The organism is Streptomyces sp. NPDC110618, assembly GCF_055657065.1.
This window is the reverse complement of sequence record NZ_JBVKBN010000024.1, coordinates 1-23,252: the sequence shown is the minus strand read 5'-3', so window position 1 is coordinate 23,252 and position 23,252 is coordinate 1. Positions and strand designations below refer to the sequence as shown.

The 23,252-nt window shown below is 71.6% G+C and carries 26 protein-coding genes; 18 read left to right on the top strand and 8 right to left on the bottom strand.

Translation table 11 applies throughout. The annotated features are described in order from the left end of the window. Positions 1-4 precede the first annotated feature (4 nt). A complete protein-coding gene (locus ACZ7L7_RS31310; protein WP_472077718.1) occupies positions 5-268 on the top strand; it encodes a hypothetical protein in 264 nt (87 codons plus the stop codon). A gap of 148 nt (positions 269-416) precedes the next feature. Here the strand turns inward: ACZ7L7_RS31310 and ACZ7L7_RS31305 are convergent, their stop codons facing one another. Both ACZ7L7_RS31305 and ACZ7L7_RS31300 read right to left on the bottom strand, forming a co-directional pair. Beyond that, positions 417-1,961, bottom strand: coding sequence for a serine hydrolase (locus ACZ7L7_RS31305; RefSeq protein ID WP_472077739.1), 1,545 nt, complete (start codon positions 1,959-1,961; stop codon positions 417-419). Between the two features lie 14 nt (positions 1,962-1,975). Further along, a complete protein-coding gene (locus tag ACZ7L7_RS31300; RefSeq protein WP_472077717.1) occupies positions 1,976-2,950 on the bottom strand; it encodes a LysR family transcriptional regulator in 975 nt (324 codons plus the stop codon). Positions 2,951-3,062: 112 nt separating this feature from the next. Here ACZ7L7_RS31300 and ACZ7L7_RS31295 point away from each other — a divergent pair, with 112 nt between their 5' ends. From ACZ7L7_RS31295 to ACZ7L7_RS31285, 3 genes are read left to right on the top strand one after another with little or no spacing between them, the layout of a single operon-like run. After that, positions 3,063-4,262: a cysteine desulfurase-like protein gene (locus ACZ7L7_RS31295; RefSeq protein ID WP_472077716.1), complete on the top strand. Its 1,200-nt coding sequence runs from the start codon at positions 3,063-3,065 to the stop codon at positions 4,260-4,262. Between the two features lie 47 nt (positions 4,263-4,309). Further along, the gene (locus ACZ7L7_RS31290; RefSeq protein ID WP_471593028.1) at positions 4,310-4,984 is read left to right on the top strand and encodes a HEAT repeat domain-containing protein; all 675 of its coding nucleotides are present in this window, start codon (positions 4,310-4,312) and stop codon (positions 4,982-4,984) included. A gap of 6 nt (positions 4,985-4,990) precedes the next feature. After that, positions 4,991-5,986 (top strand): MerR family transcriptional regulator, encoded by a 996-nt coding sequence (locus ACZ7L7_RS31285; RefSeq protein WP_453598805.1) that lies wholly within the window; start codon positions 4,991-4,993, stop codon positions 5,984-5,986. Positions 5,987-5,989: 3 nt separating this feature from the next. Here the strand turns inward: ACZ7L7_RS31285 and ACZ7L7_RS31280 are convergent, their stop codons facing one another. Then, positions 5,990-6,820: an endonuclease/exonuclease/phosphatase family protein gene (locus tag ACZ7L7_RS31280; RefSeq protein ID WP_453598808.1), complete on the bottom strand. Its 831-nt coding sequence runs from the start codon at positions 6,818-6,820 to the stop codon at positions 5,990-5,992. Positions 6,821-6,974: 154 nt separating this feature from the next. Beyond that, positions 6,975-7,448 carry an SRPBCC family protein gene (locus ACZ7L7_RS31275; protein WP_453598811.1) on the bottom strand — a complete coding sequence of 158 codons (474 nt, stop codon included), beginning with the start codon at positions 7,446-7,448 and terminating at the stop codon, positions 6,975-6,977. A 134-nt stretch (positions 7,449-7,582) separates the two neighbouring features. On the opposite strand from ACZ7L7_RS31275, the gene ACZ7L7_RS31270 reads away from it, so the two are divergent. The 9 genes from ACZ7L7_RS31270 to ACZ7L7_RS31230 all read left to right on the top strand — a co-directional run bounded on the left by ACZ7L7_RS31270 (position 7,583) and on the right by ACZ7L7_RS31230 (position 15,207). Then, the gene (locus tag ACZ7L7_RS31270; RefSeq protein WP_472077715.1) at positions 7,583-9,109 is read left to right on the top strand and encodes an FAD-dependent oxidoreductase; all 1,527 of its coding nucleotides are present in this window, start codon (positions 7,583-7,585) and stop codon (positions 9,107-9,109) included. A 100-nt stretch (positions 9,110-9,209) separates the two neighbouring features. Then, positions 9,210-9,380 carry a hypothetical protein gene (locus tag ACZ7L7_RS31265; RefSeq protein ID WP_285514055.1) on the top strand — a complete coding sequence of 57 codons (171 nt, stop codon included), beginning with the start codon at positions 9,210-9,212 and terminating at the stop codon, positions 9,378-9,380. 73 nt (positions 9,381-9,453) lie between these two features. After that, complete coding sequence (locus ACZ7L7_RS31260; protein WP_285514056.1) at positions 9,454-10,131, top strand: HemK2/MTQ2 family protein methyltransferase; 678 nt, start codon at positions 9,454-9,456, stop codon at positions 10,129-10,131. Continuing rightward, positions 10,118-10,336: a CDGSH iron-sulfur domain-containing protein gene (locus ACZ7L7_RS31255; protein WP_285514057.1), complete on the top strand. Its 219-nt coding sequence runs from the start codon at positions 10,118-10,120 to the stop codon at positions 10,334-10,336. The genes ACZ7L7_RS31260 and ACZ7L7_RS31255 overlap by 14 nt, the downstream gene beginning before the upstream one ends. Further along, on the top strand, positions 10,333-11,328 hold the full coding sequence (locus ACZ7L7_RS31250) for an iron-containing redox enzyme family protein (RefSeq protein ID WP_472077714.1): 996 nt from the start codon (positions 10,333-10,335) through the stop codon (positions 11,326-11,328). The genes ACZ7L7_RS31255 and ACZ7L7_RS31250 overlap by 4 nt, the downstream gene beginning before the upstream one ends. 114 nt (positions 11,329-11,442) lie before the next feature. Further along, the gene (locus tag ACZ7L7_RS31245; protein ID WP_472077713.1) at positions 11,443-12,585 is read left to right on the top strand and encodes a hypothetical protein; all 1,143 of its coding nucleotides are present in this window, start codon (positions 11,443-11,445) and stop codon (positions 12,583-12,585) included. 62 nt (positions 12,586-12,647) lie between these two features. Further along, positions 12,648-13,631: a LysR family transcriptional regulator gene (locus tag ACZ7L7_RS31240; RefSeq protein WP_453598824.1), complete on the top strand. Its 984-nt coding sequence runs from the start codon at positions 12,648-12,650 to the stop codon at positions 13,629-13,631. Further along, entirely contained in the window at positions 13,597-14,175 is a 579-nt protein-coding gene (locus ACZ7L7_RS31235) for a sugar O-acetyltransferase (RefSeq protein WP_472077712.1), read from the top strand. Before ACZ7L7_RS31240 ends, ACZ7L7_RS31235 begins: the two co-directional genes overlap by 35 nt. A 396-nt stretch (positions 14,176-14,571) precedes the next feature. Beyond that, positions 14,572-15,207 (top strand): class I SAM-dependent methyltransferase, encoded by a 636-nt coding sequence (locus tag ACZ7L7_RS31230; RefSeq protein ID WP_285514179.1) that lies wholly within the window; start codon positions 14,572-14,574, stop codon positions 15,205-15,207. Between the two features lie 9 nt (positions 15,208-15,216). On the opposite strand, the gene ACZ7L7_RS31225 is transcribed toward ACZ7L7_RS31230, so the two are convergent. From ACZ7L7_RS31225 to ACZ7L7_RS31210, 4 genes are read right to left on the bottom strand one after another with little or no spacing between them, the layout of a single operon-like run. Beyond that, positions 15,217-15,693, bottom strand: coding sequence for a GNAT family N-acetyltransferase (locus ACZ7L7_RS31225; protein ID WP_453598830.1), 477 nt, complete (start codon positions 15,691-15,693; stop codon positions 15,217-15,219). 33 nt (positions 15,694-15,726) lie between these two features. Beyond that, the gene (locus ACZ7L7_RS31220) at positions 15,727-16,302 is read right to left on the bottom strand and encodes a transcriptional regulator (protein WP_285514063.1); all 576 of its coding nucleotides are present in this window, start codon (positions 16,300-16,302) and stop codon (positions 15,727-15,729) included. Positions 16,303-16,339: 37 nt separating this feature from the next. After that, the gene (locus ACZ7L7_RS31215; RefSeq protein ID WP_472077711.1) at positions 16,340-17,755 is read right to left on the bottom strand and encodes a helix-turn-helix domain-containing protein; all 1,416 of its coding nucleotides are present in this window, start codon (positions 17,753-17,755) and stop codon (positions 16,340-16,342) included. Next, positions 17,752-18,042, bottom strand: coding sequence for a helix-turn-helix domain-containing protein (locus ACZ7L7_RS31210; protein WP_285514065.1), 291 nt, complete (start codon positions 18,040-18,042; stop codon positions 17,752-17,754). The genes ACZ7L7_RS31215 and ACZ7L7_RS31210 overlap by 4 nt, the downstream gene beginning before the upstream one ends. Positions 18,043-18,219: 177 nt before the next feature. Here ACZ7L7_RS31210 and ACZ7L7_RS31205 point away from each other — a divergent pair, with 177 nt between their 5' ends. The 5 genes from ACZ7L7_RS31205 to ACZ7L7_RS31185 all read left to right on the top strand — a co-directional run bounded on the left by ACZ7L7_RS31205 (position 18,220) and on the right by ACZ7L7_RS31185 (position 23,065). Next, positions 18,220-18,786, top strand: a complete 567-nt coding sequence (locus ACZ7L7_RS31205) for a dihydrofolate reductase family protein (protein WP_285514066.1) — start codon at positions 18,220-18,222, stop codon at positions 18,784-18,786. A gap of 188 nt (positions 18,787-18,974) precedes the next feature. After that, positions 18,975-19,178 (top strand): cold-shock protein, encoded by a 204-nt coding sequence (locus ACZ7L7_RS31200; protein WP_007502648.1) that lies wholly within the window; start codon positions 18,975-18,977, stop codon positions 19,176-19,178. A gap of 96 nt (positions 19,179-19,274) precedes the next feature. Then, on the top strand, positions 19,275-20,846 hold the full coding sequence (locus ACZ7L7_RS31195) for a DEAD/DEAH box helicase (protein WP_471593020.1): 1,572 nt from the start codon (positions 19,275-19,277) through the stop codon (positions 20,844-20,846). Positions 20,847-20,931: 85 nt separating this feature from the next. Beyond that, positions 20,932-21,738, top strand: coding sequence for a DUF4253 domain-containing protein (locus tag ACZ7L7_RS31190; protein ID WP_285514068.1), 807 nt, complete (start codon positions 20,932-20,934; stop codon positions 21,736-21,738). A 127-nt stretch (positions 21,739-21,865) separates the two neighbouring features. Further along, on the top strand, positions 21,866-23,065 hold the full coding sequence (locus tag ACZ7L7_RS31185; RefSeq protein ID WP_453598843.1) for a glycoside hydrolase family 64 protein: 1,200 nt from the start codon (positions 21,866-21,868) through the stop codon (positions 23,063-23,065). The last annotated feature ends 187 nt before the right edge of the window (positions 23,066-23,252 follow it).

Sequence of the window (23,252 nt, the reverse complement as noted above, 5' to 3'; positions counted from 1 at the left end):
GGACGTGATCACCGGAATATTCGGCCTGCCTGCGGCCACCCCGACCAACACCCGTCTGCGCGAGGTGCTGAGCCGTGCCGCACGCGTCGTCATCGTCGAGGGCCCGGCTCACCGCGTCGACGGCCCGGGCCGCACACGGGCCACCGCGACAGACCGGCAAATCGCCGACCTCGGACGCCTATTGGCTGTGGTGGACGGCGGAAGAGGCAACCACTGTCTGTGCGACGGCTGGCCCACGATTCCCCCGCCGACGTCCTCACCGCGCTGACCACCTCCTCTCCGTCACCACTCCAACTCGACGGCGCGTCCTCGCTCTTCTGCTCCCTCGACTGGACGACACAGGCGCATGTGGCTGTGCGTCATGGGCCCGCATGCCCGCGTGGCGTGGATGATCCCCGACGGCGGCTCCAAGCCCGTCACCGCGCCGGACCCGAGCGGGTGAAGGTGCCCAGGTCCTGCGCGTCCAAGTACTCGACTGTGAAGGACTTTCCGTCCTCGGAGAAGGTGACCCCGGTACGGCCGACGGCGTTCTCGCCCGCCGTCACGAAGCTGAAGGTGTTTCCGTCGTAGTGGGTCAGGCGGTACGACTGGGATTTTGGGCCCAGGCGGAGGGTGAGGGTTCCCTCGTCGTCCGCTACCACCTCGGCCTTGCCGTAGTAGTCGTTCTCGTACGTACCTGTGTATGCGTCCGCGTCCTGTGCGGGCGTCGCGTTCGACGGCGGGTGGGCGTAGTCCGTCTCGGAGCGGGCCGCGTCCTCCTGCTGTTGGTACACCGCGTCCACCAGCGGGATCCAGTCGCGGCTTACCTTCCCCGTCTCGGCGATGTCGAAGAAGTCCAGTGCGACGGCGTCGGCCACGCCGACCGGTGAGGTGTTGGTCAGCACGACGATGCCGAGTTCTTCTCCGGGCAGCATCGTGACGTTGGTGTGCGCGCCGAGGGCGAAGGCTCCGGTGTGGGAGAGCCGGAGGCGGCCCGCGTCGTCGTAACTCACGTTCCAGCCGAGGCCGTAGAAGCCGGTCCGGGCGCCCGGGGAGCCGGGCGGGTTGGAGACCGTCTCGGGCCAGTGCGTGCGCTGCAGTGCCTCGGCGTCGATGATCTGCTCCCCGTCGAGCTTGCCGTCGGCCAGTTGGAGACGGAGCCAGACGGACATGTCCCGGGCGGTGGAGCTGACGCCGCCCGCGGGCGACTGCGCGTCCGGGTCCCGTACGAACTCGGCCTTCCAGGCGTCGTCCTGGGTCTGTACGTGGCCCCAGGCCCTGTTCTCGGCGTTCTCGTAGTCCTCGAAGCGGGAGCTGGTGGAGTCCATCCCGGCCGGCTCGTACAGCGTGTCGGCGGCGAGCTTCTCCCACGGCACGCCCTTTTCCTCCGCGACGGCCTCGGCGGCCGCTGTCAGGCCGAAGTTGGTGTACGCGTAGCTGGCGCGGAAGGGCGCGAGGGGCTCGTAGCGCAGGTGGGAGAGGATGTACTCGCGGTCGTAGCCGAGGTCTTCGAGGAGGTCACCGGCATGGTCCGGCAGGCCACTGCGGTGCGCGAAGAGGTCGGCGGCCGTCACGTGGGAGGTGACCCACCGGTCCCTCAGCCGGAAGTCGGGGAGGTTGGGTGCCACGGGCTCGGTCCAGCCTTCGACGCCCACCGCTCCGGACACGACCGTCGAGGCGATCGGCTTGGAGACGGACGCCAGTTGGAAGACCGTGTCGGCATTCACTCGCGCCTTCCCGCCCACCTTCCGCACACCGTACCCCTCCAGGTGCACGACCTTGCCGTCGTGGACGACCGCGACGGCCACGCCCGGGGTCCCGGTGCGTTTCATGGCGGCCCGCACCACCCCGTCGAGCCGGTCGACGGCCCGTTGCACATCCGCGTCGGAAATCTGCGGCGGCGGCTGCGGCGGAGGGGGTGAGGGAGTCGAGCTCGGTGCGGAGGCTGCCAGCAGGGCCACCGTCACCCCTGCCGCGGTCATCAATCCGATGGCGCTCACTCCTTCATTGAAAGTCCCCGGCCCCGATCTGTCGCGGGCAGCCCGAGCCGGTCCACGGCGTTGCCCAGCAGGGTCACCAGTTCGTCGACGAGGGGCGGGTGCGCTCCGGGGCGGCCCACGGCCAGGATCTCCCGGTGGACCGGGGCGACTCCGTCCGGCAGGGTCACCGTCTCGACCCCGCTGCCCTCTCCCCCGCCGAGGAGCGTGGCCGGGATCAGGCCGACCGCGAGCCCGGCCCGGATCATGGCGAGCATGCTGTGCAGGTCGTCGGTCTCCAGCGTCACCTGCGGTGCGATCCCGAGCGCGCCCGCCCAGCGGCGCAGCAGGCGTCGGTCGGGGTTGTTCGCGTGGCCGGAGACCCATTCACGCTCCAGGCAGTCGGCCAGCTCCAGCGGGCGCCCGCGTTCCGGGTCGGCGCCGGCGACGAGGAGCAGCGGCTCGCGGCCCAGGAGCCGGATCGTCAGACCCTCGGAGGGGGCAGGTGGGTCCTCGGGCAGGTAGCGGTAGGCGATCAGCAGGTCGATGTCCCCCGACCGGACCCGCGGCACGCCCTCGTCCGTCTCGACGACCACGAGGCGGATACCCGGTCCCGCCCCGCGTGTCCTGAGCGTGGCCAGCACCGGGGGGAGCAGGTACGTCATCGCGCTGGGGTAGACACCCACCCGTACTTCGGCGATCTCGCGGCCCGCGATGGCGTGGGCCACGTCCTGGAAGCGGGCGGTCGCGTCGAAGAGCGTCTCGGTCGCGCGGGCGAGGGAGCGGCCGGCCGCGGTGAGGATGAGCCGGCTGCCCGGGCGGCGGGCGATGAGTTCGATGCCCAGGTCGCGTTCGAGGGCGGCGATGTGCTGGGAGACCGCGGAGGGCACATATCCGAGTTCCGCCGCCGCCTCGGCCATCGAGCCCCGGCGCACCACGGCCAGGAAGGTGGCCAGGAGCTTGAGGTCCGGCTGCGGCTTCTGCGGCTTCATCATCCCTCCCCCCTTCATGGCCCGTGAACTCTCCCTTCGTAATCCATCGCTTTACGTGCAGCAAGTGGGCGGCCAGAGTAGAAGGCACCCCGAGTCTCGACCGAAAGCAGGGACCATGCCCCTCGACCTCGCCGCCCTGCGCGCCCACTTCCCTTCCCTCACCACCGGGCTCGCCTTCTTCGACGGTCCCGGCGGCACGCAGACCCCGCGGCCCGTCGCCGACGCCATCGCCGCCACCCTGACCGGCCCGCTGTCCAACCGCGGCACCGTCAGCCCCTCCGAGCTGAACGCCGAGTGCGCCGTGATGGACTTCCGCGCCGCCTACGCCGACCTGCTGAACGTTCCGGCGAACGGCGTCGTCCACGGCCGCAGCGCCACGCAGCTGACGTACGACTTCTCCCGCCATCTGGCCAAGCAGTGGCGCGCCGGCGACGAGATCGTGCTCAGCCGTCTCGATCACGACGCCAATGTCCGCCCCTGGATCCAGGCGGCCGAGCGCGCGGGAGTGACCGTCCGCTGGATCGAGATCGACCCGGAGACGACGGAACTCGACCTCGACTCCTACGAGCGCGCCCTCACCCCCCGGACCCGCCTGGTCGCGGTCACGGCGGCCTCCAATGTGCTGGGCACGAAGCCGCCCCTGCGCCGGATCGCCGACCGGGCCCACGAGGCCGGCGCCCTGGTGTACGTGGACGGCGTCCACTACGCCGCGCACCACCTCGTCGACGTGCCCGCGCTCGGCGCCGACCTGTTCGTCTGCTCGCCGTACAAGTTCCTCGGCCCGCACTGCGGGGTGCTCGCGGCGGCACCCGAGTTCCTGGACACCCTGCGGCCCGACAAGCTGCTGCCCTCCCCGGACACCGTGCCGGAACGGTTCGAGTTCGGGACGCTGCCGTACGAGATCCTCGCGGGCGCCACCGCGGCCGTCGACTTCCTGGCCGCCCTGGACCCGGGCGCGGGTGTCACGCGCCGGGAGCACCTGATCAGCTCCCTGGCCTCCGTGCACGCACACGAAGTGGAACTGCGGGCCCGTCTTCAGGAGGGACTGGAGTCCCTGGGGGACGCGATCACCCTGCATTCCAAGGCTCCCGACCGCACACCGACCCTGCTGATGTCGCTGGAGGGCCGCGACGCCCGCGAGGCGCAGGAGCATCTGGCGGCGCAGGGCGTGGTGGCACCGGCGGGTTCGTTCTACGCGTACGAGCCGTTCGCCGCGCTCAAGCTCGACGACCCGGCGCTGCGCGCGGGCCTGGCCCCGTACAACTCGGCCGACGACGTCGACCGCTTCCTCGACGGGCTGGCCTCGTTCCTCTGACCCGGCCGTTTGACCTTGACACGGTGACAAGCCCTTCACTGTCGTCCATGTCCACACAGAACACGACGTCCGCACAGAACACGCCGGCCGTACTGCAAGGGCTGACCAGCACCGACGCCTCCGTACGGCTCAAGGCCGCCCTGGCGGTCGGCACCGCCCCGGACCCCGGGTACGTCGGCCCGCTGATCGAGCGGTGCGCGGTGGAGCCCGAGTTCTTCGTACGGGACATGCTGACGTGGGCGCTCACCCGGCACCCGCCCGGCATCACGGTCCCGGGGCTCGTCGAGGAACTCGGCTCCGCGCGCCCCCAGGCCCGCAGCCAGGCGCTGCACACCCTGTCCAAGGTGGGCGACGCGCGGGCCTGGCCGGCGATCACGCGGGCGCATCTGACCGACCCCTGCGACGAGGTGGCGCGGAGCGCCTGGCGTGCTGCCGTCATACTCGTGCCCGAGGCGGACCGGCCCGCCCTGGCCGGCGTGCTGGTGTCCCAGCTCGGTCGCGGCGGGCGGGACACCCGGCTCAGTCTCAGCCGGGCGCTCGTCGCCCTCGGCGAGGCCGCCGCGCCCGCCCTCCGCACGGCGCGGAGCCACGGCGACCCGGGAGTACGGCAGCACGCGATGGCGACGGAGCAGCTGCTGCGCGACCCGGACGCCGACTTCGGGTACGCGCTGGAGGAGGCGAAGCGCATCGTGGCCCTGGGTCCCGGACGGCAGGAGGAGTGAGCGGCGGTGCTGATCGGTGAGGTGGCACGGCGGTCCGGGGTCAGCGCCCGCATGCTCCGGCACTACGAGGCGCTGGGCCTGGTGCGGCCGACGGGTCGGACGACGGGCGGCTACCGCGAGTACTCGGACGCGGACATCCGCCGGATCTTCCACATCGAGAGCCTGCGGTCGCTCGGTCTGTCGCTGCGCGATGTCGGGCGGGCCCTGGACGATCCCGGGTTCAAGCCCTCGGAGCTGGTCGCCGATCTCATCCGGCAGACGCGGCAACGCATCGCGCGCGAGAGCGAACTGCTGAGCCGCCTCCGACGGATCGACGCTTCCGAACCCACGGGCTGGGAGGACGTCCTCCAGACGGTGCACCTCCTGCACGCCCTGACCTCGGAGAACGCCCAGCGCCGCCAGCGGGCGGCCCTGTCCTCGGTGGAGGAGACCCCGGTACCGGTGGAGGCGCTGGTCGACGCCGTACTGAAGGAGGCGGAGACGAATGTCGCCGGGGCCCTGCGCTGGGCGCTGGCGCAGTCCGGCGACCGGGCGGCGGCACTGCTGGCGCGGGGGCTGGACTCGGCCGATCCCGACGTACGCATGCGGGCCGTCCGGGCCGTCGCCGCGCTGCCGGGCGCCGCCGCGACCGCCGTGCTCCATGACGCCCTCAGCGGCTCAGACCCCGCGGTCCGGCGGCACGCGGCGCTGGTGCTGGGCGCGCGCGGGTCGGCCGAGGCGGTCCCCACGCTCGTCGGCATGGTCGTCGACGAGGTGAACGACGTGGACGCCGCCGACGCGCTCGGCACGCTGGCCGGTGATCCCGCGCTGGCGGAGACGATCGCCGCCGGTCTCGTGGCGCGTCTGGGCGACGGCGGTGCCGCCCGGCGGCGGCTGGCTCAGGCCCTCGCGGACATCCCCGGCGCCACGGCGTCCCGGGCCCTGGCCGAGCTGGCGCAGGACGAGGACCGGGGCGTGGCGGTCACGGCCGCGTACGTGCTCCGGTTGCGCGACGCGCGCTGACCGTCACTTCGCGTCCAGGTCGGCGTAGACGACGTAGTGGTCCGAGTAGGCGGACTGCCGGACGTGGTGGGTGAGCGGGGTGTAGCCGCGCAGGAAGATGTAGTCGAACTTGGACTGCCACTCGGTGGTCGGCTCGCAGTCGAGTTCCGGCGAGGGGTGGCACTGCGGGTCGGCGTCCTCGGCAAGCTCCCACATCGGCGACAGTTCGGGGGCGTCCGGTACGGCGTTGAAGTCGCCGAGGACGATGGTCCGCCTGTGCTTGGCGACCACCTTGGCGAGGGCGTTCGCCTGGTCCGCCCGGATCTCCTCCTGGCGCCGCTCGGCGAGGTGGGTGTTGAAGACCCGGACGGTCCTGCCGTCGACCCGGGTGGTGACGGCCATGTAGCCGCGGTCCTCGGAGCCGCCGTCGGCGTACTCCACCTTCTCGTAGTCCGTCATCGGCGCCGCCGACAGGATGGCCTGCCCGTACGCGCCCGGGCTCCACGGCGCCCCGCCGCAGCGGCTCCACTTGCGCAGGACGGTGCCGTACTCGACGTGGTACTTCAGCCCGTGCAGGTTCTCCAGGTACTCCCGGATCCTCGCGACGTCGTTCTGGCAGGCCTCCTGGACGGCGATGACCTGGGGCGCGTACGTCGCGATCTCGGCGGCGCGGTCGACGTTGCTCTCGTCGCAGGGGTTGCACAGGTTCCATGTCATGACGCGGTTGGGTACGGCGTCACGCGCGGCGGCCGGGGACCCGCCGGAGGCTCCGTCGGGCGCGCTGGGGCCGACGAGGACCGCGCAGCCGGCGATCACCGCGACCACGAGCAACCACGCGCCCCTTGCGAACAACATCGCCTCCCGGCTGTGCGTACGGACTGCTCCGACGTCTCCAACCCCAAGATTAGGAGACCAAGTTGTCGGTTTGCTGTCCGTGACCGGGCGCCAGGGCGCGAAGAACCCCGGCCGGGCCCACGACGGCGCGGGTCCGACCGGGGTGTTTCCGCTGTCAGAGGGTGGTGCCGGGGTCCCCCGGGCGGATGCGGCCACGCCAGCCGCCCGTGCTGCCGCCGCCTTCGACGTAGTCCTTGAAGCGGTGCAGGTCGCCCTTGATCCGACGGTCGATCATGCCGAGGGCGTCGGCACCCTTCTCGGCCATGCCGGTCGGTTCGACGTCCATCGTGAGCTCCACGCGGGTGTGCGTGTCGTCCAGCCGTTCGAACCGGACCGAGCCGCGCTGCCGGGTGTCGCCGTCGACGGTCCGCCAGGTGATCCGGTCGTCCGCGAGCTGGTCGACGATCTCGGTGTCGAACTCGCGCCGTACGCCGCCGATGCTGGTGGTCCAGTGGTTGTGCCGGGCGTCGAGCTGCGTGACCTCCTCCACTCCCTCCATGAACCGCGGGAAGTCCTCGAACTGCGTCCACTGGTCGTAGGCCCGGCGCAGCGGAACCTCCACGTCGACCGTTTCCTTGACCGTGCTCATCGAACCCTCCTGGTCCGCTCGTCGTGCGGGTCGGCCCCGCGGGTACGGGGCGCCGGGTACCCGGGATTCCGGTACTGAAAGTTCGACCGCGACCCGGACCGCTTGTCCGGGCGGCACAGGGGAACCCGTCCGCCATGAATGCCAAGACCGATCTCCAGGGTTCGTACTGGCTCGACACCGCACCGCCCGGCGCCCCCGCGCCCCCGCCCACCGGCGACCTCACGGTCGACGTCGCCGTGATCGGGGGCGGTGTCGCGGGCCTGAGCACGGCCTGGGAACTGGCGCGCCAGGGCCGCGAGGTCGCCGTCCTGGAGGCCGGGCGGCTGGCCGCCGGGGTCACCGGGCACACGACGGCCAAGCTCACCGCCCTGCACACGCTGATCTACGACCGCCTGCGCCGCACCCGGGGGCCCGAGGGCGCCCGGCTCTACGCGCGCTCCCAGGACTCCGCGATCCGGCACGCCGCCGATGTCGTGGCCGAGCTGGGCATCGAGTGCGAGTGGGAGGAGGCGGCGGCGTTCACGTACTCCGAGGATCCCGGGCGGGTCGCGGAGCTGCGGGCGGAGGCGGACGCGGCGCGCGAGGCGGGCCTGCCGGCGGAGTTCGTCACCGAGACCGGGCTGCCCTTCCCGGTGGCCGGGGCGGTCCGGGTGAGCGGGCAGGCCCAGTTCCATCCCCGCAAATACCTGCTGGCCCTGGCCGACGACCTGGTCCGGCGCGGCGCCTCGGTGTACGAGGGCACCCGGGTGGTCGACCTCACCGAGGGCGAGCCCTGCGTGCTGCGGACCGAGGCGGGCGTGTCGGTGCGGGCGCGGGAGGTCGTGATCACCACGCACTACCCCGTCTTCGACCGGGCGCTGCTCTTCGCGCGGCTCTCCCCGCGCCGGGAGCTGGTGGTGGCCGGTGCCGTGGACGCGGAAGCCGCCCCGAGGGGCATGTACATCACCCCCGACGGGTCGACTCGGTCCGTCCGCTCGGCACCCCTCGCCGACGGCCGACGGCTGCTCATCGTCACCGGGGAGCACTTCACCCCCGGCACCGCCGACACCGAGGAACGCTTCGCGCGGCTGGCGCACTGGTCCGAGTCCCGGTTCCCCGGGGTCGCTCTCACGCACCGCTGGGCCGCCCAGGACAACGACTCCACCGACTCCGTCCCGCTGGTCGGTCCGTTCCACCCGGGAAGCAGGCACACCTACGTGGCGACCGGCTTCGGCGGCTGGGGGCTGAGCGGCGGCATCATGGCGGGCCGCCTGATCAGCGACCTGCTGACGGGGCGCGCGGCCGAGTGGAGCGGCCTCTACGATCCCCGCCGGGTGGGCACCGTCGTACGCGAGGCCGGGCCCTTCCTGAAGCATCAGGCGCAGGTGGCGCGGCACTTCGTCGGTGACCGAGTATCGCCGCTGACCGGGCCCGGAATCGACGACATCGCCCCGGGCGAGGGCGCTGTGGTGCGGGTAGGCGCGAGCCACTGCGCGGTCCACCGCGACGAGGACGGACAGCTCCACGCGGTGTCCGCCCGCTGCACCCACCTGGGCTGTCTGGTCGCGTTCAACCGGGCGGAACAGGCGTGGGAATGCCCCTGCCACGGCTCCCGGTTCGCCGTGGACGGCCGGGTCCTGCAAGGCCCCGCTGTACGGCCGCTGCGGAAACGGGAGTCATGAACCCTGTTTCCCGGCCATGATCGCGGGAACTCGGGCCCCATCCCATAGAGAGCCGTGAACAGACCGGCTCCGCACGACTCCGGAAAGAAGATGAAGCGCCGTGACCGCGCGCCCCATGGACCACAAGACCCTGACCGTACGAGAGACCGGCTGGACCAAGGCCCGTCAGCAGCGCGGTCCGGCGATCCGCACCTGCGTCCCCGCCGTGTCACCCCCGGCGTCCCGGACCTCGACCGGTTCCGAGGACAACATCGTCCGGGGCGAGGACTGAACCGGGGTAACCGCGGAGGAGTCGCCGCGGCCGCCCGCCACCGGCCTGCGGCCCCCGCTGAGAAAGGCAGCCCATGACCACCCACACCCATGTCATCTCCCCACCCCTGCGCTACTGGGTGCCCCGGGGCGTGTACCGTCCGCAGACCGACACCCGGCTTCTCGGCCGGGCGCTGCGCCGCGAACGGGTGACCTCCGGGACCGAGGTGCTGGACCTGGGCACCGGCAGCGGTGTCCTCGCCGTGGAGGCGGCCCGTCTGGGCGGACGGGTCACCGCGGTCGACATCTCCTGGCGGGCGCTGCTCACCGCCTGGTCCAACGCCCTCCTCAACGGCCGGACCCTGCGCGTACGCCACGGCGACCTGGCCGCGGCCGTGCCGGGCCGCCGCTACGACCTGGTCATCTCCAACCCGCCCTACGTCCCCGCCCCTGGCCCCACCCCGCCCAAGGGCCCCGCGAGAGCCTGGGACGCCGGCGACGACGGGCGCCGACTCATCGACCGCATCTGCGACACCGCGCCCCACCTGCTGCGCCCCGACGGCACGCTCCTGATGGTCCACTCGCACCTGTGCGGCATCGACACCACCCTCACGCGCCTGGAAGAGGCCGGACTGCGCGCGCGGATCGTCGACCGGACCTCGCTGCCGTACGGGCCCGTGCTCCGCTCGCGGCTCGGCTGGCTGCGCGAGCGGCACCTCGCCGACACCGACACGACGGAAGAACTGGTGGTGATCCGCGGTGAACTCGCCTGAACGTCCGCGCCGGGCCCGGGTCCAGCGCGACGGGCCACTGCTGGTCGAGGGGCCTGTCGAAGTCGTGGGCGAGGACGGCGAGGTGACGGTCTCCGACCGGTTCATGGTTGCCCTGTGCACCTGCCGTCGCAGCCGTACCTTCCCCTGGTGCGACACCAGCCACCGCCGCCGCGAACGGCATCCCGGCGAAGGCGGACCGGCATGAACCACCCCGCCTCCGCACCGCCGTTGCCACGACCGCGCGGCCCGCTGTCCGCTGCCGTGACGGCGCTGCTCCAGCGCTGCCGCCCGGAGGACGTACCGGCACCGGCGGACTGTTCCCCGTACGACGACGATCTCCAACTCGCCCTCTACATGCTGTACGAGCTGCACTACCGGGGCTTCGAGGGCGTGCCCGAGGAACTGGAGTGGGACGCCGGGCTGTTGGGCCTGCGCGGCGCGATCGAGAAGCGGTTCCTTGACGCCCTGCGCCAGGACGTCCCCGTCGACGGCACGGCCGACGCTCGGGAGGCGCTGGACGCGCTCCAGGTCGAGCCGGTGGACGGTTCCGGGAGCGTCTCGCACTATCTGCGCGACGAAGCCCGCCTGGACCGTCTGCGCGAGTACGCGGCACTGCGCTCGCTGTACCACCTCAAGGAGGCGGACCCGCACGCCTGGGTCATTCCCCGGCTGCGCGGACGTGCCAAGGCGGCCATGGTCGCCGTGGAGTTCGACGAGTTCGGAGCGGGCCGCGCCGAGGACATCCACGCCCAGCTGTACGCCGATCTCATGGCGGACCTCGGACTCGACACCTCCTACGGCCGCTACCTCGACTCGGCGCCCGCCGAAGTGCTGGCCACCGTCAACCTGATGTCCCTCTTCGGCCTGCACCGCGCCCTGCGCGCGGCCCTCGTGGGCCACTTCGCCTTCGTGGAGGTCACCTCCTCCCCCGCCTCGCGCCGCCTCGCCGGTGCCCTGGAGCGCGCCGGGGCGGGCCCCGCCGCCGTGCGCTTCTACACCGAGCATGTGGAGGCGGACGCGGTGCACGAGCAGGTCGTACGCCATGACGTCGTGGGCGGACTCCTGGAGAGCGAACCGTACTTGGAGCAGGACGTGGTCTTCGGCGTCCGCGCGACCGGCCACCTCGAAGACCGTCTCGGGGCGCGGCTGCTCGGTGCCTGGCGTGCGGGGGAATCGGCGGCGCTCGGCGCGCTGTGAGGACTCCGGCGAAACAGGTCACCTTTGTCACGCGGGTATCTAGACCGCCACGACCGACCGATTGAGGGTGGTCCTTCCCATCGGACCGGCACACCGTCACCGGGGAGGACTTCCATGAGACGCAGGCGCTTCGTGGCAGGGGCCATCGGCGCCCTCTCGGCACTGGCCCTGGCACCGGACCCGGCCCGCGCAGGAGCCGGCGCGGGCGCACCGGCGGTGCCCGCGCCGGAGGGCTGGCACCCCGTACCGGCGCCCGGCAGTACACCTCCGGCGCAGGTGCGCCGTATCTCCGCCGCCGGGCCGGCTCTGGCCTGGGCCGTCGGCGAGGAACAGATGGGCGGGGCCGGGGGCGGGCGGGCACTGGCCATGACGTGGGACGGCAGCGCCTGGTCCAAGACCGACCTGACGGTCCTGGAACTGACGCGGCTGAGCGATGTGGCCGGTGTCTCCGCCGAGTTCGCGTGGGGCGTGGGCCAGCGGGCCGGGGGCGCGAGCGCCCTGCTGCGCTGGGACGGGACGACGTGGCGGGAGGCATCCTTCCCGGGGCAGGGCGAGCCCGGCCTGCGCCTGTACGCCGTCGCGGTGAGCCCCGCCCGACGGGTGTGGGTCGTCGGACTGCGCGGCGGGGCCCTGCGGCTGCTGCACGGCGACGGGCGGAGGTGGCGGTGGCTGGACCCGTTGCCGGTGACGAGCGCGAACCTCTACCGGGTGGTGTGGCGGGCGCCCGGTGACGTCTGGGTGTGCGGCGACCAGTCGAACGGCGGCGGCTGGAACGGCCTGGTGGCCCGCTGGAACGGCTCGTGGACGGCACTGCCACCGATCGCGGGACTGCGCCTGGGCATCGGCGACGTCCACGCGGACACCCCGGACGATGTGTGGGCCGTGGGTACGGAGGCGGGCGTCGGGGGACCCCCGGGCCGCCCCGGCAACCCTGCCCTGGCCCACTGGGACGGCACGGCCTGGACACGCCCGGACGCCGGATTCACCGTCGGGGCCCTCAGCGCCGTGGCCGCCGACGCGCGGGGCCGCGCGGCGTGGATCAGCGGCTGGAACTACCAGGACCAAACCCGCAGCACGTACCTGCGCCGGGACGGCACCGGCTGGACGGTGGTCCGCGGCCCGGAAGGCGCTGCTCCGGCCCCGTACCTCAACGACATCACCCGCATCCCGGGCACCGGCGGGTACTGGTCGGCGGGCATGACCCGCCCGGTCGCGGCGCCGCCCACAGAGGCGTACACCGAGCGGTTCGGGGCATGAACGACCGACAACGCGCCTCGGCATACCCACAACCATCGGTTGTGGGTACGTAAGGTGCTCCCGTGGACACCGAAGCACTCCGATCATTCGTCCGGGCCGCCGAGCTGGGGCGGTTCCAGCACACGGCCGAGGAACTGGGCGTGACGCAGCAGGCTGTGTCCAAGCGGATCGCCGGGCTGGAGCGGGAGCTGGGGGTGCGACTCTTCGCCCGTACCGCGCGCGGGGTGGAGCTGACGCTCGACGGCCAGGCGTTCCTGCCCCATGCGCGGAGCGTCGTCGCCGCTGTAGAGCGGGCCGTCGCGGCGGTGCGGCCGGGGTCGAGGGCGCTGCGGATCGATGTGCTGGGGCTGCGGAGCGCACAGGCCGTGGTACTGCACGACTACTGGCGCTCGCGCCCCGGCACCGACCTCGATGTGGTCACCCTCCGGGTCACCGACCCGCGCGTGGCCGTCGCCGCCGTCGCGGCGGGCGAGGTCGACGCGTCGTTCCGTTCCGTCACCGACCCGGCCGCGCTGCCGCACGACATCCGCATGATCCACGCCTTCGACTCGCCCCTGGAACTGCTCGTCGGCCCGCGACACCCCCTCGCCGCCACCCGCCGCCTGAGCCCGGCGCACCTGCGCGGGCACCGGATCTGGGTGCCGGGCATCACGCCGGGAAGCGAATGGGCGGAGTTCTACGACGAGTTGGCCACCGAGTTCGACCTGCGCGTCGACGCGGCGGGCCCGCACTTCGGGGACGAGGTGCTGCTGGACACGCTCGCGGAGTCCGCGGACGTGGCGACGTTCGTGGGCGCACGCGACCGGTACATCTGGCCGACCCACTACGACCTGCGCCGTATCCCGATCGCGGATCCGGTCCTGGCCTACCCGCTCTCCCTCCTCCTCCCCGCGACGAGCCCGCACCCGGGACTGCGGGCGATCATCACCCACCTCGGCACCCTGCCCCAGCCCCCTGAGCCGGTGTGGCGCCCGTCCTGGGCGCTCCCCGTACGTCCGAAGGAGTCGCGGCATGCCCGGCGACCGTCTGATGCGCATCCACAGTGACGAGTTCAAGGCCATGGCCGCCAGAGTTCTGGAGGTCACGTCCTTGACCTCCAGGCTGAACGTCCTCCCCTTCGACGACGAGGCCGGCAAAGCCGCTCTGTTCGAGCGGATCCTCGGCAAACCCCTGCCGGCGCGCGTCACGGTCTACCCGCCCTTCTACACCGACCACGGCCTCCGGCTCGATCTCGCCGAGCGGGTGTTCATCAACCAGAACTGCGCGTTCCTCGACTACGCGGGCATTCGGCTCGGTGAACGGGTCATGGTCGGCCCGAAGGTCACCTTCATCACCAGTGGCCACCCCGTCGACCCGGAGGAGCGCCGGCACTACCTCACCGGCGCGCCCATCGACGTGGCCGAGAACGTGTGGATCGGCGCCGGTGCCACGATCCTGCCGGGCGTCAGCATCGGGCGGGACTCGGTGATCGCGGCCGGAGCGGTGGTCGCCGACGATGTTCCGGCGGCGAGCCTGGTGACCGGCGCCAAGGCGACCGTGCAACGCCAGTGGGGTCAGGGCGAGTTCGGTACTGTGTCGAGCGTGCGTTGATTTCCAGGGCGGCGGCGGTACGGCCGCCGCACACTCGGACCACGACGACGGCTTCGAGCGCTACGGCCTGTCCAGGGCCCGGGTGGCCTCGACCGCCTCGACGGCGGAATCGCCGGGATCGTCGCCGCGCCGGCCCGTCGCGACACCGACGAGGCGAGCACGGCGGCCGCACATTGGCTCGACGCGTACGCCAACTCCCTCTACCGCTCGGTGAAGAATGCCCGCGACGGCCGGCTTCCGGCCGCCCGCCTGGACGCCACCGACAGCGTGGGCTTCCTGCTGGAACTCCTCTTCGCCCGGGTCGAGCCCCGAGCGCGTGAGGCGGGCCTCGGCCCCACGCTGGACGCCTGGGGCGAGGATCTTCTGCTGATGCGCCCTGGGACTAACGTGGCCGGCATGCATGATTCCGTCAGCACGACCCGCGAGGCCTATGACGCCGTCGCCGACCTCTACGCTCAGAAGTTCCGCGACTCGCTCAAGGACAGCCCCCTGGAACGCGCCTGCTTGACGGCCTTCGCCGACTTCGTTGGCGAGGGGGGCCAGGTCGCGGACCTGGGCTGCGGGCCGGGTCATGTCACGGCGTATCTCACCGAGTTGGGGCTGGCGGCGTTCGGCGTCGATGCCTCGCCCGCCATGGTCGACCTCGCTCGACAGGCGTGCCCGGGGCTGCGGTTCGACGTGGGCTCGATGTCCGGGCTGGACATCGAGGACGGCGCCCTGGACGGCGTACTGTCGCGTTGGTCCATCATCCATACGCCGCCGCACGAACTCCCCGCCATTCTGGGGGAGTTCAGCCGCGTCCTGAAGCCTGGCGGGCACCTTCTGATCGGGTTCTCCGCGACGGACGGGCCATCGCCCGCCACGGAGGTCTTCGATCACGCGGTCGCTCCGGCCTACCGGTGGTGGCCGGATCACCTGGCCGGGATGCTGAGGGAGTACGGCTTCGCCGAGGTGGCCCGGACGGTGCGTGCGCCGCAGCCGACCGACAAGCGGCAGCACCGGGAGATCCATCTGTTCGCCCGCAAGGGCTGACCCAGCCCGTCAGGCGGGCAAGGTGAGGAGGAGTTCGTCCACTTCCTCGCCCCGCCCGTTCGCGAAGCCCCGGTCGCTGCCCGTGACGGCGAAACCGCACTTCTTCAGTACCTGGAGGGAGCCGAGGTTGTCCGCCGTCGCGCGGGCGTACAGGGGCCTCGTCGGTTCGAGGGCGAGCAGTTCCCGCAGCGCGGCGGTGGCGGCGCCCCGGCCCCAGTACTGGCGCCCGATCCAGTACGTGACCTCGCGCTCCTCGGGCGGGCCGTAGACGGAGACATGCCCGACGATCTCGCCGTCGGCGCCCACGACGGTGCGGATGATGACCTCGGGGTTGCCGAGGATGCGCGCCCAGTGCTCCTGGAAACGGTCGTGGTCCGAGGGGTCCTTGGCGGTGAACGCCGCCATCCGGATCGCCTCGGGTTCGTTGGACTGGGCGAAGAAAACAGGCAGGTCGGTGCCCCGCACTTCGCGCAGCACTACGTCCATTGGAGCCTCCTCGTGGCGGACATCCCTGAGAGGCTACGCGGCGAAGCCGATGTTGGTGACGTATTCGTACTGTCCCCACTCCGAACCCAGGTCCACGGTCGCGTCACTGACCCACGCCTCGTCCAGCGCCGCGTCGTCCTCGGCGGCCCAGGCCTCGACGATGCGGTCCCAGCGGCGGACGTTGAGCGTGCGGTAGGTGACCACGCGCTGGCGCGGCCGGTCGACCTGGGACTGGTTCAGGGGGTGGAACTCCACGCGCGTGCCGCGTCCTTGACGGTTGAGGCGGGCCAGCAGGTAGCGGGCGACGTTGCGACGGCGGACCGCGCGGTAGGCGGTCTCGACATGCTGCAGATTCTTCCGCGACGGATTGCGCCGCCCCGCCAGCCACGCCTTCAGCGTCCGGTCGGTGACGGTGAGCCCGGCCTCACGGGCGGCCTCGCGGGCGTGCGGAGTACGGGTGAGGTAGTGCAGGCGAGCGAGCAGACCGCGCCGGGTGGTGATCGGGGTGGCGATGAAGCCGGCGAGCGCGTCGAGTTGGCGTGCCGCGGCCTCGTACCCTTTGATACCGCTGGCGCCGTACTTGCCGAACTCGATGTTCCTCTCCGGCACTTCCCTCTCCTCGCTCCGTGTCCCTCGCCCGGCCGGTTCAGTCGCCGGTAGCCGTACCCACGGTGTACACGTCCTTGACCTTCACCTGTGTGACGCCGCGCCCTTCGTCGAAGACCGCGCGCCAGTCGCCGATGACGTGCAGCTCGTCGGTGCCCATGGCGCGGACGACCATCAGCCCCTGATCGTAGGCGCGGTGCGCCTTCCACCACAGGTTGGCGAACGCCTGCGAACGGATGAGATGCATCCAGTCGGAGCGGTACAACTCCCGGTTGTAGTTCGACTCCCCCAGCGTGGAGACGAACTTCGCATACATGGCCTTCACGTACTCCAGCGTCACCTCGTCGCCCTCGGCGATCGCCCGTTCGCGGGCGTCCTTGAGGGTGACGCGGAACTTCTCCAGCAGGCCCTCGGTGCACCCGGACGTCCAGGACTCGTGGATCTCCGGCGGGTCGCACAGGCCGTACGCCGGGCTCGCGCACCTCAGCAGCAGGCGCAGGGTGGGTTCGGTCACCCACAGCGGTCCGGGCTCGTCCCGGCTGCCGATCGGGTTGGGGAGGTAGGCGTCGTGGTCCCAGTCGGGCGGGGTGATCAGGTGCACGCCGGCCCGGCGCCGGTCGTGGTGGTTGCCGGTGGAGTGCTCCAACTGGCCGAGCGGGAGGTGGGTCTTGAGCGCGGACAGGTAGGCGCCGTTGAGGTCGAGCGCGGTCACCTGGTGCTCCCCCGGCGGCAGTTCGGGCCGGGCCCACTTGGGGCGCGCCTCCCAGATCTGGTCGGCGCCGCGCGCGGTCTGCTTGCGCAGGATGTCGGGCAGCCAGGGGTGGGCGATCACGTCGTACCGGCCGCCCTTGCGGCTGTGGTCCAGCAACGCCATCGCATCCGGGATCGCCCGCTTCACCAGCGCCTTCGTCGCCGCCTCCACGTCTCCGGAGTGCTCGTCGAGCACGGCGGCCACGGCGGAGGCGATGAGGTCGGGGCTGTCGGCAGTCCTGAGGCGGCGGCCGACCGGGACGACGCGTACGGAGTCGCGCCGCTCGGGGTTCGGCTTCTGCGCGGGCTCCAAAGTCGCTGCCGTCGTGCCGCATTCGGCCGGGTCCAGGTGCTGCGGGAACCCCTCCACCTGGTGCCGCGCGGGCTGCCCGCACAGCACGCACGGCTCCGGGGCCGCGAGGATTTCGTCGTCGTCCGGGTCGGGTTCGTGCTGAGGCTCGGCCGCGGCCAGCTTGTCCCGGGCGCCGCTCAGGAAGTACGCGTACTTCTCGCGCACGTCACCGCTGGGCTCGCGTCCCGACTCCCACCCCGCGACCGTGGAGGGGCTGACGTCGAGGGCCTGGGCGAGCTGCCGGCGGGAGACGTTCAGCCCTTCGCGCAGGGCGCGGCGCTCCTCGGGTGACGGGAGGGGCACGTCCTTCCTGGCCTCGGCGAGGAGGGCGTCGATCGCGTCGAAGTCGGTCATCGGGCTCTCCCCTCCTGCACGGCGGCCGGGCGTGTCGTCGTACGGCGGCGACCGGGCGGGAGGGCCTCCGACGCGCGCGTCGGTCCCGCCACGAGGTCCAGGACGTCGATGCCGTAGTGGGCGGCGACCGCGTCGCAGTCCGCGAGACTCCACACCGCCGTGCCGGACTGGCGTCGGCTCACCTGGGCCTGGCTCACACCGAGCGCGGCGGCGAGTTCCGTCTGTGTCTCCCCGGTCGCGTGCAGCAGCGCGGCCACCGCGGACCGTACCCGATCATCCAGACTCATACCCACGGTAGTGACTATACCCCGTACACCTCATATCTCATGCGTATCGCGCATGAGACCGCCTCGGCATGCCCGGGTGCTCTCGCCCGATTCGTCGGCGCGCCCGTACACGCGCCGATGAGTTTTCCGGGCCACGCTGGTCCTTGCATCGCACACCCACGGAGGGAAGGCCGGGCCATGCGGAAACTGATCTACGGCATGAATCTGTCCCTGGACGGCTACATCGCCGCACCCGGCGACGACATCGGCTTCAGCGGGCCGCCGAGCCCGGAGCTGTTCAGGTTCTGGCTCGGCTACGAGAAGGCGAGTGACCTGACGCTGTACGGGCGCAAACTGTGGGAGACGATGAGCTCCTACTGGCCGACCGGCGAACAGCAGCCCGGCGCCGGCCCGGCGGAGGCCGAGTTCGCGCGGAACTGGCGGGACATGCCGAAGGTGGTGTTCTCCTCGACGCTCGACAAGGTCGACTGGAACGCCCGCCTGGTCACCGGCGACGCCGTCGCCGAGATCACCCGGCTCAGGGCCGAGGACGGGGGTCCGATGACCATCGGCGGCGCGACACTCGCGGGGGCGGCCATGCGCGCCGGACTGATCGACGAGTACGTGGTCGCGACGCACCCGGTCCTGCTGGGTGGCGGTACGCCGTTCTTCAGCGCGGTGGACAGCTGGGTGAATCTGAATCTGGTGGAGACACGGACATTTCCCGGTGGCGTGGTCGTGAGTACGTACGAGACGAGGCGTTGAAGGAAGTGCCGAACCGAGAAGAGTTCTCTGTCACCCGCACAGCGCGGCGTACCTGTGCTACTGTTCTTGTATTGCAGTTGTGGTACCCATGAACCTATGTGCGCCTGACGGGAATAATCCATCGGGCGCACTATTTGTTTTACCGGCATCTCCGGATGGGGCCTTCTGCCTACCAGAAGGAGAACGTCATGGCACAGGGAACCGTGAAGTGGTTCAACTCTGAAAAGGGCTTCGGCTTCATCGAGCAGGACGGCGGCGGCCCCGACGTCTTCGCCCACTACTCCAACATCGCGACGCAGGGCTTCCGTGAGCTCCAGGAGGGCCAGCGGGTCTCCTTCGACGTCACGCAGGGCCAGAAGGGCCCGCAGGCGGAGAACATCGTTCCCGCCTGATCGCTCTGACGCGTATCCGCTCGACCGGGGTCCGCACCGCTGTGGTGCGGACCTCGGTCTGTGCTGTTTCCAGGAAGCAGGAAGGCAGACAACCGCATGTCCCGTAGGTCCCCGAGGTCGAACCGGCGCGCCTCGTCCCCGGCAGCCCCCGCACGGTCCGCGCCGTCCTCGTCGCCGAGGGAATTCCGGCTGCCGGAGAGCACGACTCCCACACTTCCCGCCGTCGAGGACTTCGCGGCTCTGGACATGCCCGAGGGTCTGTTGAAAACCCTCGCCGCGCAGGGTGTCACCACCCCTTTCCCCATTCAGGCCACCACCCTGCCGAACTCGCTCGCCGGACGTGACCTGCTCGGTCGCGGGCGGACCGGTTCCGGCAAGACCCTGGCGTTCGGGCTCGCGCTGCTGGCCCGTACCGCCGGACTGCGCGCCGAGCCGAAGGCGCCGCTGGCCATGGTGCTGGTGCCCACGCGTGAACTCGCCCAGCAGGTGACGGACGCGCTGGCCCCGTATGCGACGGCCGTGAACCTGCGGATCGCGACCGTGGTGGGCGGGCTGTCGATCACCAAGCAGGCGGGGACACTGCGGCGCGGCGCCGAGGTCCTCGTGGCGACTCCGGGGCGCCTCAACGACCTTGTGGAGCGCGGGGACTGCGTGCTCGGGGACGTCCGCATCACGGTGCTCGACGAGGCCGACCAGATGACGGACATGGGGTTCCTGCCGCAGATCACCAAGCTGATCCAGCGGGTACGGCCGGACGGGCAGCGCATGCTGTTCTCGGCAACGCTGGACCGCAACATCGACCGTCTGGTGCAGCGGTTCCTCACCGACCCGGTGGTGCACTCCGTCGACCCGTCCGCGGGTGCGGTGACGACGATGGAGCACCACGTCCTGCACGTCATGGACGAGACCGACAAGAAGGCCGTCACCACGCGTATCGCGGCGCGGGACGGCCGGGTCATTCTCTTCCTCGACACCAAGAGGTCCGCCGACCGGCTCGCCAAGCGGCTGCTCGCCGTCGGCGTCCGCGCGGCGGCCCTGCACGGCGGCCGGTCCCAGCCGCAGCGCAACCGGACGCTGGAGCAGTTCAAGAACGGCCAGGTCACCGCGCTCGTGGCGACGAACGTCGCGGCCCGGGGCATCCATGTCGACGACCTCGACCTGGTGGTGAACGTCGATCCCCCGACCGACCACAAGGACTACCTCCACCGCGGCGGCCGCACGGCCCGCGCCGGCGGCTCGGGCAGCGTGGTCACCCTGGTCCTCCCCGACCAGAAGCGCGACGTCACCCAGCTGATGTCCCACGCGGGCATCCGCCCCCGCACCGCCCGTATCACCTCCAGCGACACGGCACTGGCCACCATCACGGGCGCCCGCGAGCCGTCCGGCGTCCCGGTCACGATCGAGGTCCCGGAACCGGCGAAGCCGGCGGCGGCCCGGAAGCCCGGCAACCGCTCGTCCCGCCGGCGGAGCGGGGCTCGCGGCGCGGCAACGGCGGCGACGCCCCGGGGCACGGACAACCGAGCCTCGACCGGCAAGACCCCGACCACCGGCGCCCCCAAGCGCGGCGCGGCGCGCCGGACCTCGGCGGCGCCGGCCGCGAAGGGCCGGCCCACGGGCGGCAAGAGCGGCGGCTCCGGCCGCGGTTCTCGCCGCAACCCGGCGACCTAGGGAACAGCGGTTCGGCCGGGCGCACGGGGGCGGGCGCGGCCCGGCCGGAAGTCCGGCTGTCAGACCCCCGGCCTAGCATCCGCGCATGACCGTTGAAGCCCGCCTCTGCCGCGTCTCAGGGCTGCCGCCCGGCCGTGTGATCACCTCGTACGAGAGCGTGGGGGACGCACGGCCCCTGTGGCTCAGCGACGCCCCTGCCACCGCCGAACTGTGGTCCCGGCTGCGCAGACAACACCCCGTCACCGGGCTCTGGCCGCTGCTGCTGGAGGCCCTGGACCCACTCGACGAGGACTTCCGACCCTGGGGCTGTGGGGAGTTGTACCCCCAGGGCACGTCGTCCTCCGTGGACCACCGCGCCGAGACGCTCCTGGCGGACTGGTGGAGGGAGTACACCTCCGTCGACGAGGACGACGACCACCTCACCGCGGAGGAACGCCTGGCCGTGACCGCCCCCTTCGGCCGGGCCTGGCCGGGCCTTTCACCCACGTCGGCGCCTGACACGGACCCCGAGGAGATGGCGGAGGAGTACGCGAAGGTGTTCCTCGCCGGGCACCCGCACGCGCGCCTCGGCCTCGTCGAAGCCCTCCGCGGAGCCGACGCCCTCACCGCCGTCGGCTGGAGCGGCCCGGCCAATTACGGCGACACGGCCAAGTTCTCCGCCATCGTCCGCAGTTGGGAGGACCGCTTCGGGGCGCGCGTCGTCGCCGTCGGTTTCGACACCCTCCACCTCAGTGTCGCGGCACCGCCGAGGCGGCAGGAGGACGCCCTGACCGTCGCCGCCGAGCACTTCGCCTTCTGCCCCGACACCGTCTGGCAGGGCGCACACGACGGACTCGCCTCCTGTGCCGAGACTCTTGTCGGCCTCAACTGCTGGGAATTCTGGTGGGATTGAGCGCGGAGATCCGCACAACAACCACGCTCCCGACTCGTTGACAACCGGACATCCCGGCGCGACGCTGAGAGCGCTCTCAAAGGCAGGTACGGACCAACCCCACTCCCACCCCCACGGAGGTCCGAGCATGCTCCGAAGGTTCAAGCATCCCCTCACAGCCATGGCCGCGGCGGTCGCCCTGCTGGGCACGCTGTTGTCGTGGGCGGCGCCGAGCGAGGCCGATGCCGCGGTGCCGGCCACGATTCCGGTGCAGATCAAGAACAGCAGCGGGCGGGGCGAGCCCGTGTACATCTACAACATCGGCACCTCGCTGACGACCGGCCGACAGGGCTGGGCCGATGCGAACGGCACCTTCCACACCTGGCCCGCCGGAGGCGTCCCGCCCACGCCCGCGCCGGACGCGTCCATCACCGGGCCCGCTCCCGGGCAGACGATGACGATCCGGATGCCGAAGTTCTCGGGCCGGATCTACTTCTCCTACGGCCGCAAGCTGGACTTCCGCCTCACCACCGGCGGCCTGGTCCAGCCCGCCGTGCAGAATCCGAGCGACCCGAACCGCAACATCCTGTTCAACTGGTCCGAGTACACGCTCAACGACGGCGGCCTGTGGCTCAACAGCACCCAGGTCGACATGTTCTCCGTGCCGTACTCGGTCGGCGTCCAGCGCGGTGACGGCAGCACGATCAGCACCGGGCGCCTCAAGGCCGGTGGGTACAACGCCGTCTACGCCGCACTGCGCGCACAGCCCGGCGGCTGGGGCAACCTGATCCAGACCGCGCCCGACGGCACCGTGCTCAGGGCCCTCTCCCCCGGCCACGGCCTGGAAACCGGCGGGCTCCCGGCCTCCGTGCTCAGCGACTACGTCAACCGGGTCTGGCAGAAGTACTCCACCACCACGCTCACGGTCACGCCCTTCGCCGACCAGCCCAACACGAAGTACTACGGCCGGGTCTCGGGCAACGTCATGAACTTCACCAACAGCTCCGGCGCCGTCGTCACCAGCTTCCAGAAGCCCGACGCGGACAGTATCTTCCGCTGCCACAAGCTGCTCGACGCCCCCAACGACGCGGTGCGCGGCCCCATTTCCCGCACCCTGTGCGCGGGCTTCAACCGCTCCACCCTGCTGACGAACCCCAACCAGCCCGACCCGTCCTCGGCCAACTTCTACAAGGACCCCGTCACCAACCACTACGCACGGATCATCCACTCCCAGACCGTCAACGGAAAGGCATACGCGTTCGCCTTCGACGACGTCGGCAACCACGAATCCCTCGTCCACGACGGCAACCCGCGGCAGGCGTATCTGACACTCGACCCGCTGAGCTGAAGCTGAACACATGTGCCCGCACGCGGAGTTGCCCCGCGTGCGGGCATCCCGTCCATCGACGTACGTCACCTACCGAACCACGGCTTCCAGGTCCTGTCTTCAAACTCCCGTCGTCGCCCGGAGGGCGGCCCCGCGGCGTCAGGTGCGTGCTCTCGGCGTGCCGGACGAAGGTCCTCGTAGCGGAGCT

Coding starts and splice junctions, on each gene's coding strand:
- ACZ7L7_RS31200 (WP_007502648.1), top strand. CDS start 18,975: ATGGCACAGGGAACCGTGAAGTGGTTCAACTCTGAAAAGGGCTTCGGC.
- ACZ7L7_RS31225 (WP_453598830.1), bottom strand. CDS start 15,693: ATGGACGTAGTGCTGCGCGAAGTGCGGGGCACCGACCTGCCTGTTTTC.
- ACZ7L7_RS31270 (WP_472077715.1), top strand. CDS start 7,583: ATGAATGCCAAGACCGATCTCCAGGGTTCGTACTGGCTCGACACCGCA.
- ACZ7L7_RS31275 (WP_453598811.1), bottom strand. CDS start 7,448: ATGAGCACGGTCAAGGAAACGGTCGACGTGGAGGTTCCGCTGCGCCGG.
- ACZ7L7_RS31205 (WP_285514066.1), top strand. CDS start 18,220: ATGCGGAAACTGATCTACGGCATGAATCTGTCCCTGGACGGCTACATC.
- ACZ7L7_RS31300 (WP_472077717.1), bottom strand. CDS start 2,950: ATGATGAAGCCGCAGAAGCCGCAGCCGGACCTCAAGCTCCTGGCCACC.
- ACZ7L7_RS31260 (WP_285514056.1), top strand. CDS start 9,454: ATGACCACCCACACCCATGTCATCTCCCCACCCCTGCGCTACTGGGTG.
- ACZ7L7_RS31190 (WP_285514068.1), top strand. CDS start 20,932: ATGACCGTTGAAGCCCGCCTCTGCCGCGTCTCAGGGCTGCCGCCCGGC.
- ACZ7L7_RS31295 (WP_472077716.1), top strand. CDS start 3,063: ATGCCCCTCGACCTCGCCGCCCTGCGCGCCCACTTCCCTTCCCTCACC.
- ACZ7L7_RS31305 (WP_472077739.1), bottom strand. CDS start 1,961: ATGACCGCGGCAGGGGTGACGGTGGCCCTGCTGGCAGCCTCCGCACCG.
- ACZ7L7_RS31235 (WP_472077712.1), top strand. CDS start 13,597: ATGCCCGGCGACCGTCTGATGCGCATCCACAGTGACGAGTTCAAGGCC.
- ACZ7L7_RS31215 (WP_472077711.1), bottom strand. CDS start 17,755: ATGACCGACTTCGACGCGATCGACGCCCTCCTCGCCGAGGCCAGGAAG.
- ACZ7L7_RS31280 (WP_453598808.1), bottom strand. CDS start 6,820: ATGTTGTTCGCAAGGGGCGCGTGGTTGCTCGTGGTCGCGGTGATCGCC.
- ACZ7L7_RS31245 (WP_472077713.1), top strand. CDS start 11,443: ATGAGACGCAGGCGCTTCGTGGCAGGGGCCATCGGCGCCCTCTCGGCA.
- ACZ7L7_RS31185 (WP_453598843.1), top strand. CDS start 21,866: ATGCTCCGAAGGTTCAAGCATCCCCTCACAGCCATGGCCGCGGCGGTC.
- ACZ7L7_RS31250 (WP_472077714.1), top strand. CDS start 10,333: ATGAACCACCCCGCCTCCGCACCGCCGTTGCCACGACCGCGCGGCCCG.
- ACZ7L7_RS31230 (WP_285514179.1), top strand. CDS start 14,572: ATGCATGATTCCGTCAGCACGACCCGCGAGGCCTATGACGCCGTCGCC.
- ACZ7L7_RS31195 (WP_471593020.1), top strand. CDS start 19,275: ATGTCCCGTAGGTCCCCGAGGTCGAACCGGCGCGCCTCGTCCCCGGCA.
- ACZ7L7_RS31290 (WP_471593028.1), top strand. CDS start 4,310: ATGTCCACACAGAACACGACGTCCGCACAGAACACGCCGGCCGTACTG.
- ACZ7L7_RS31210 (WP_285514065.1), bottom strand. CDS start 18,042: ATGAGTCTGGATGATCGGGTACGGTCCGCGGTGGCCGCGCTGCTGCAC.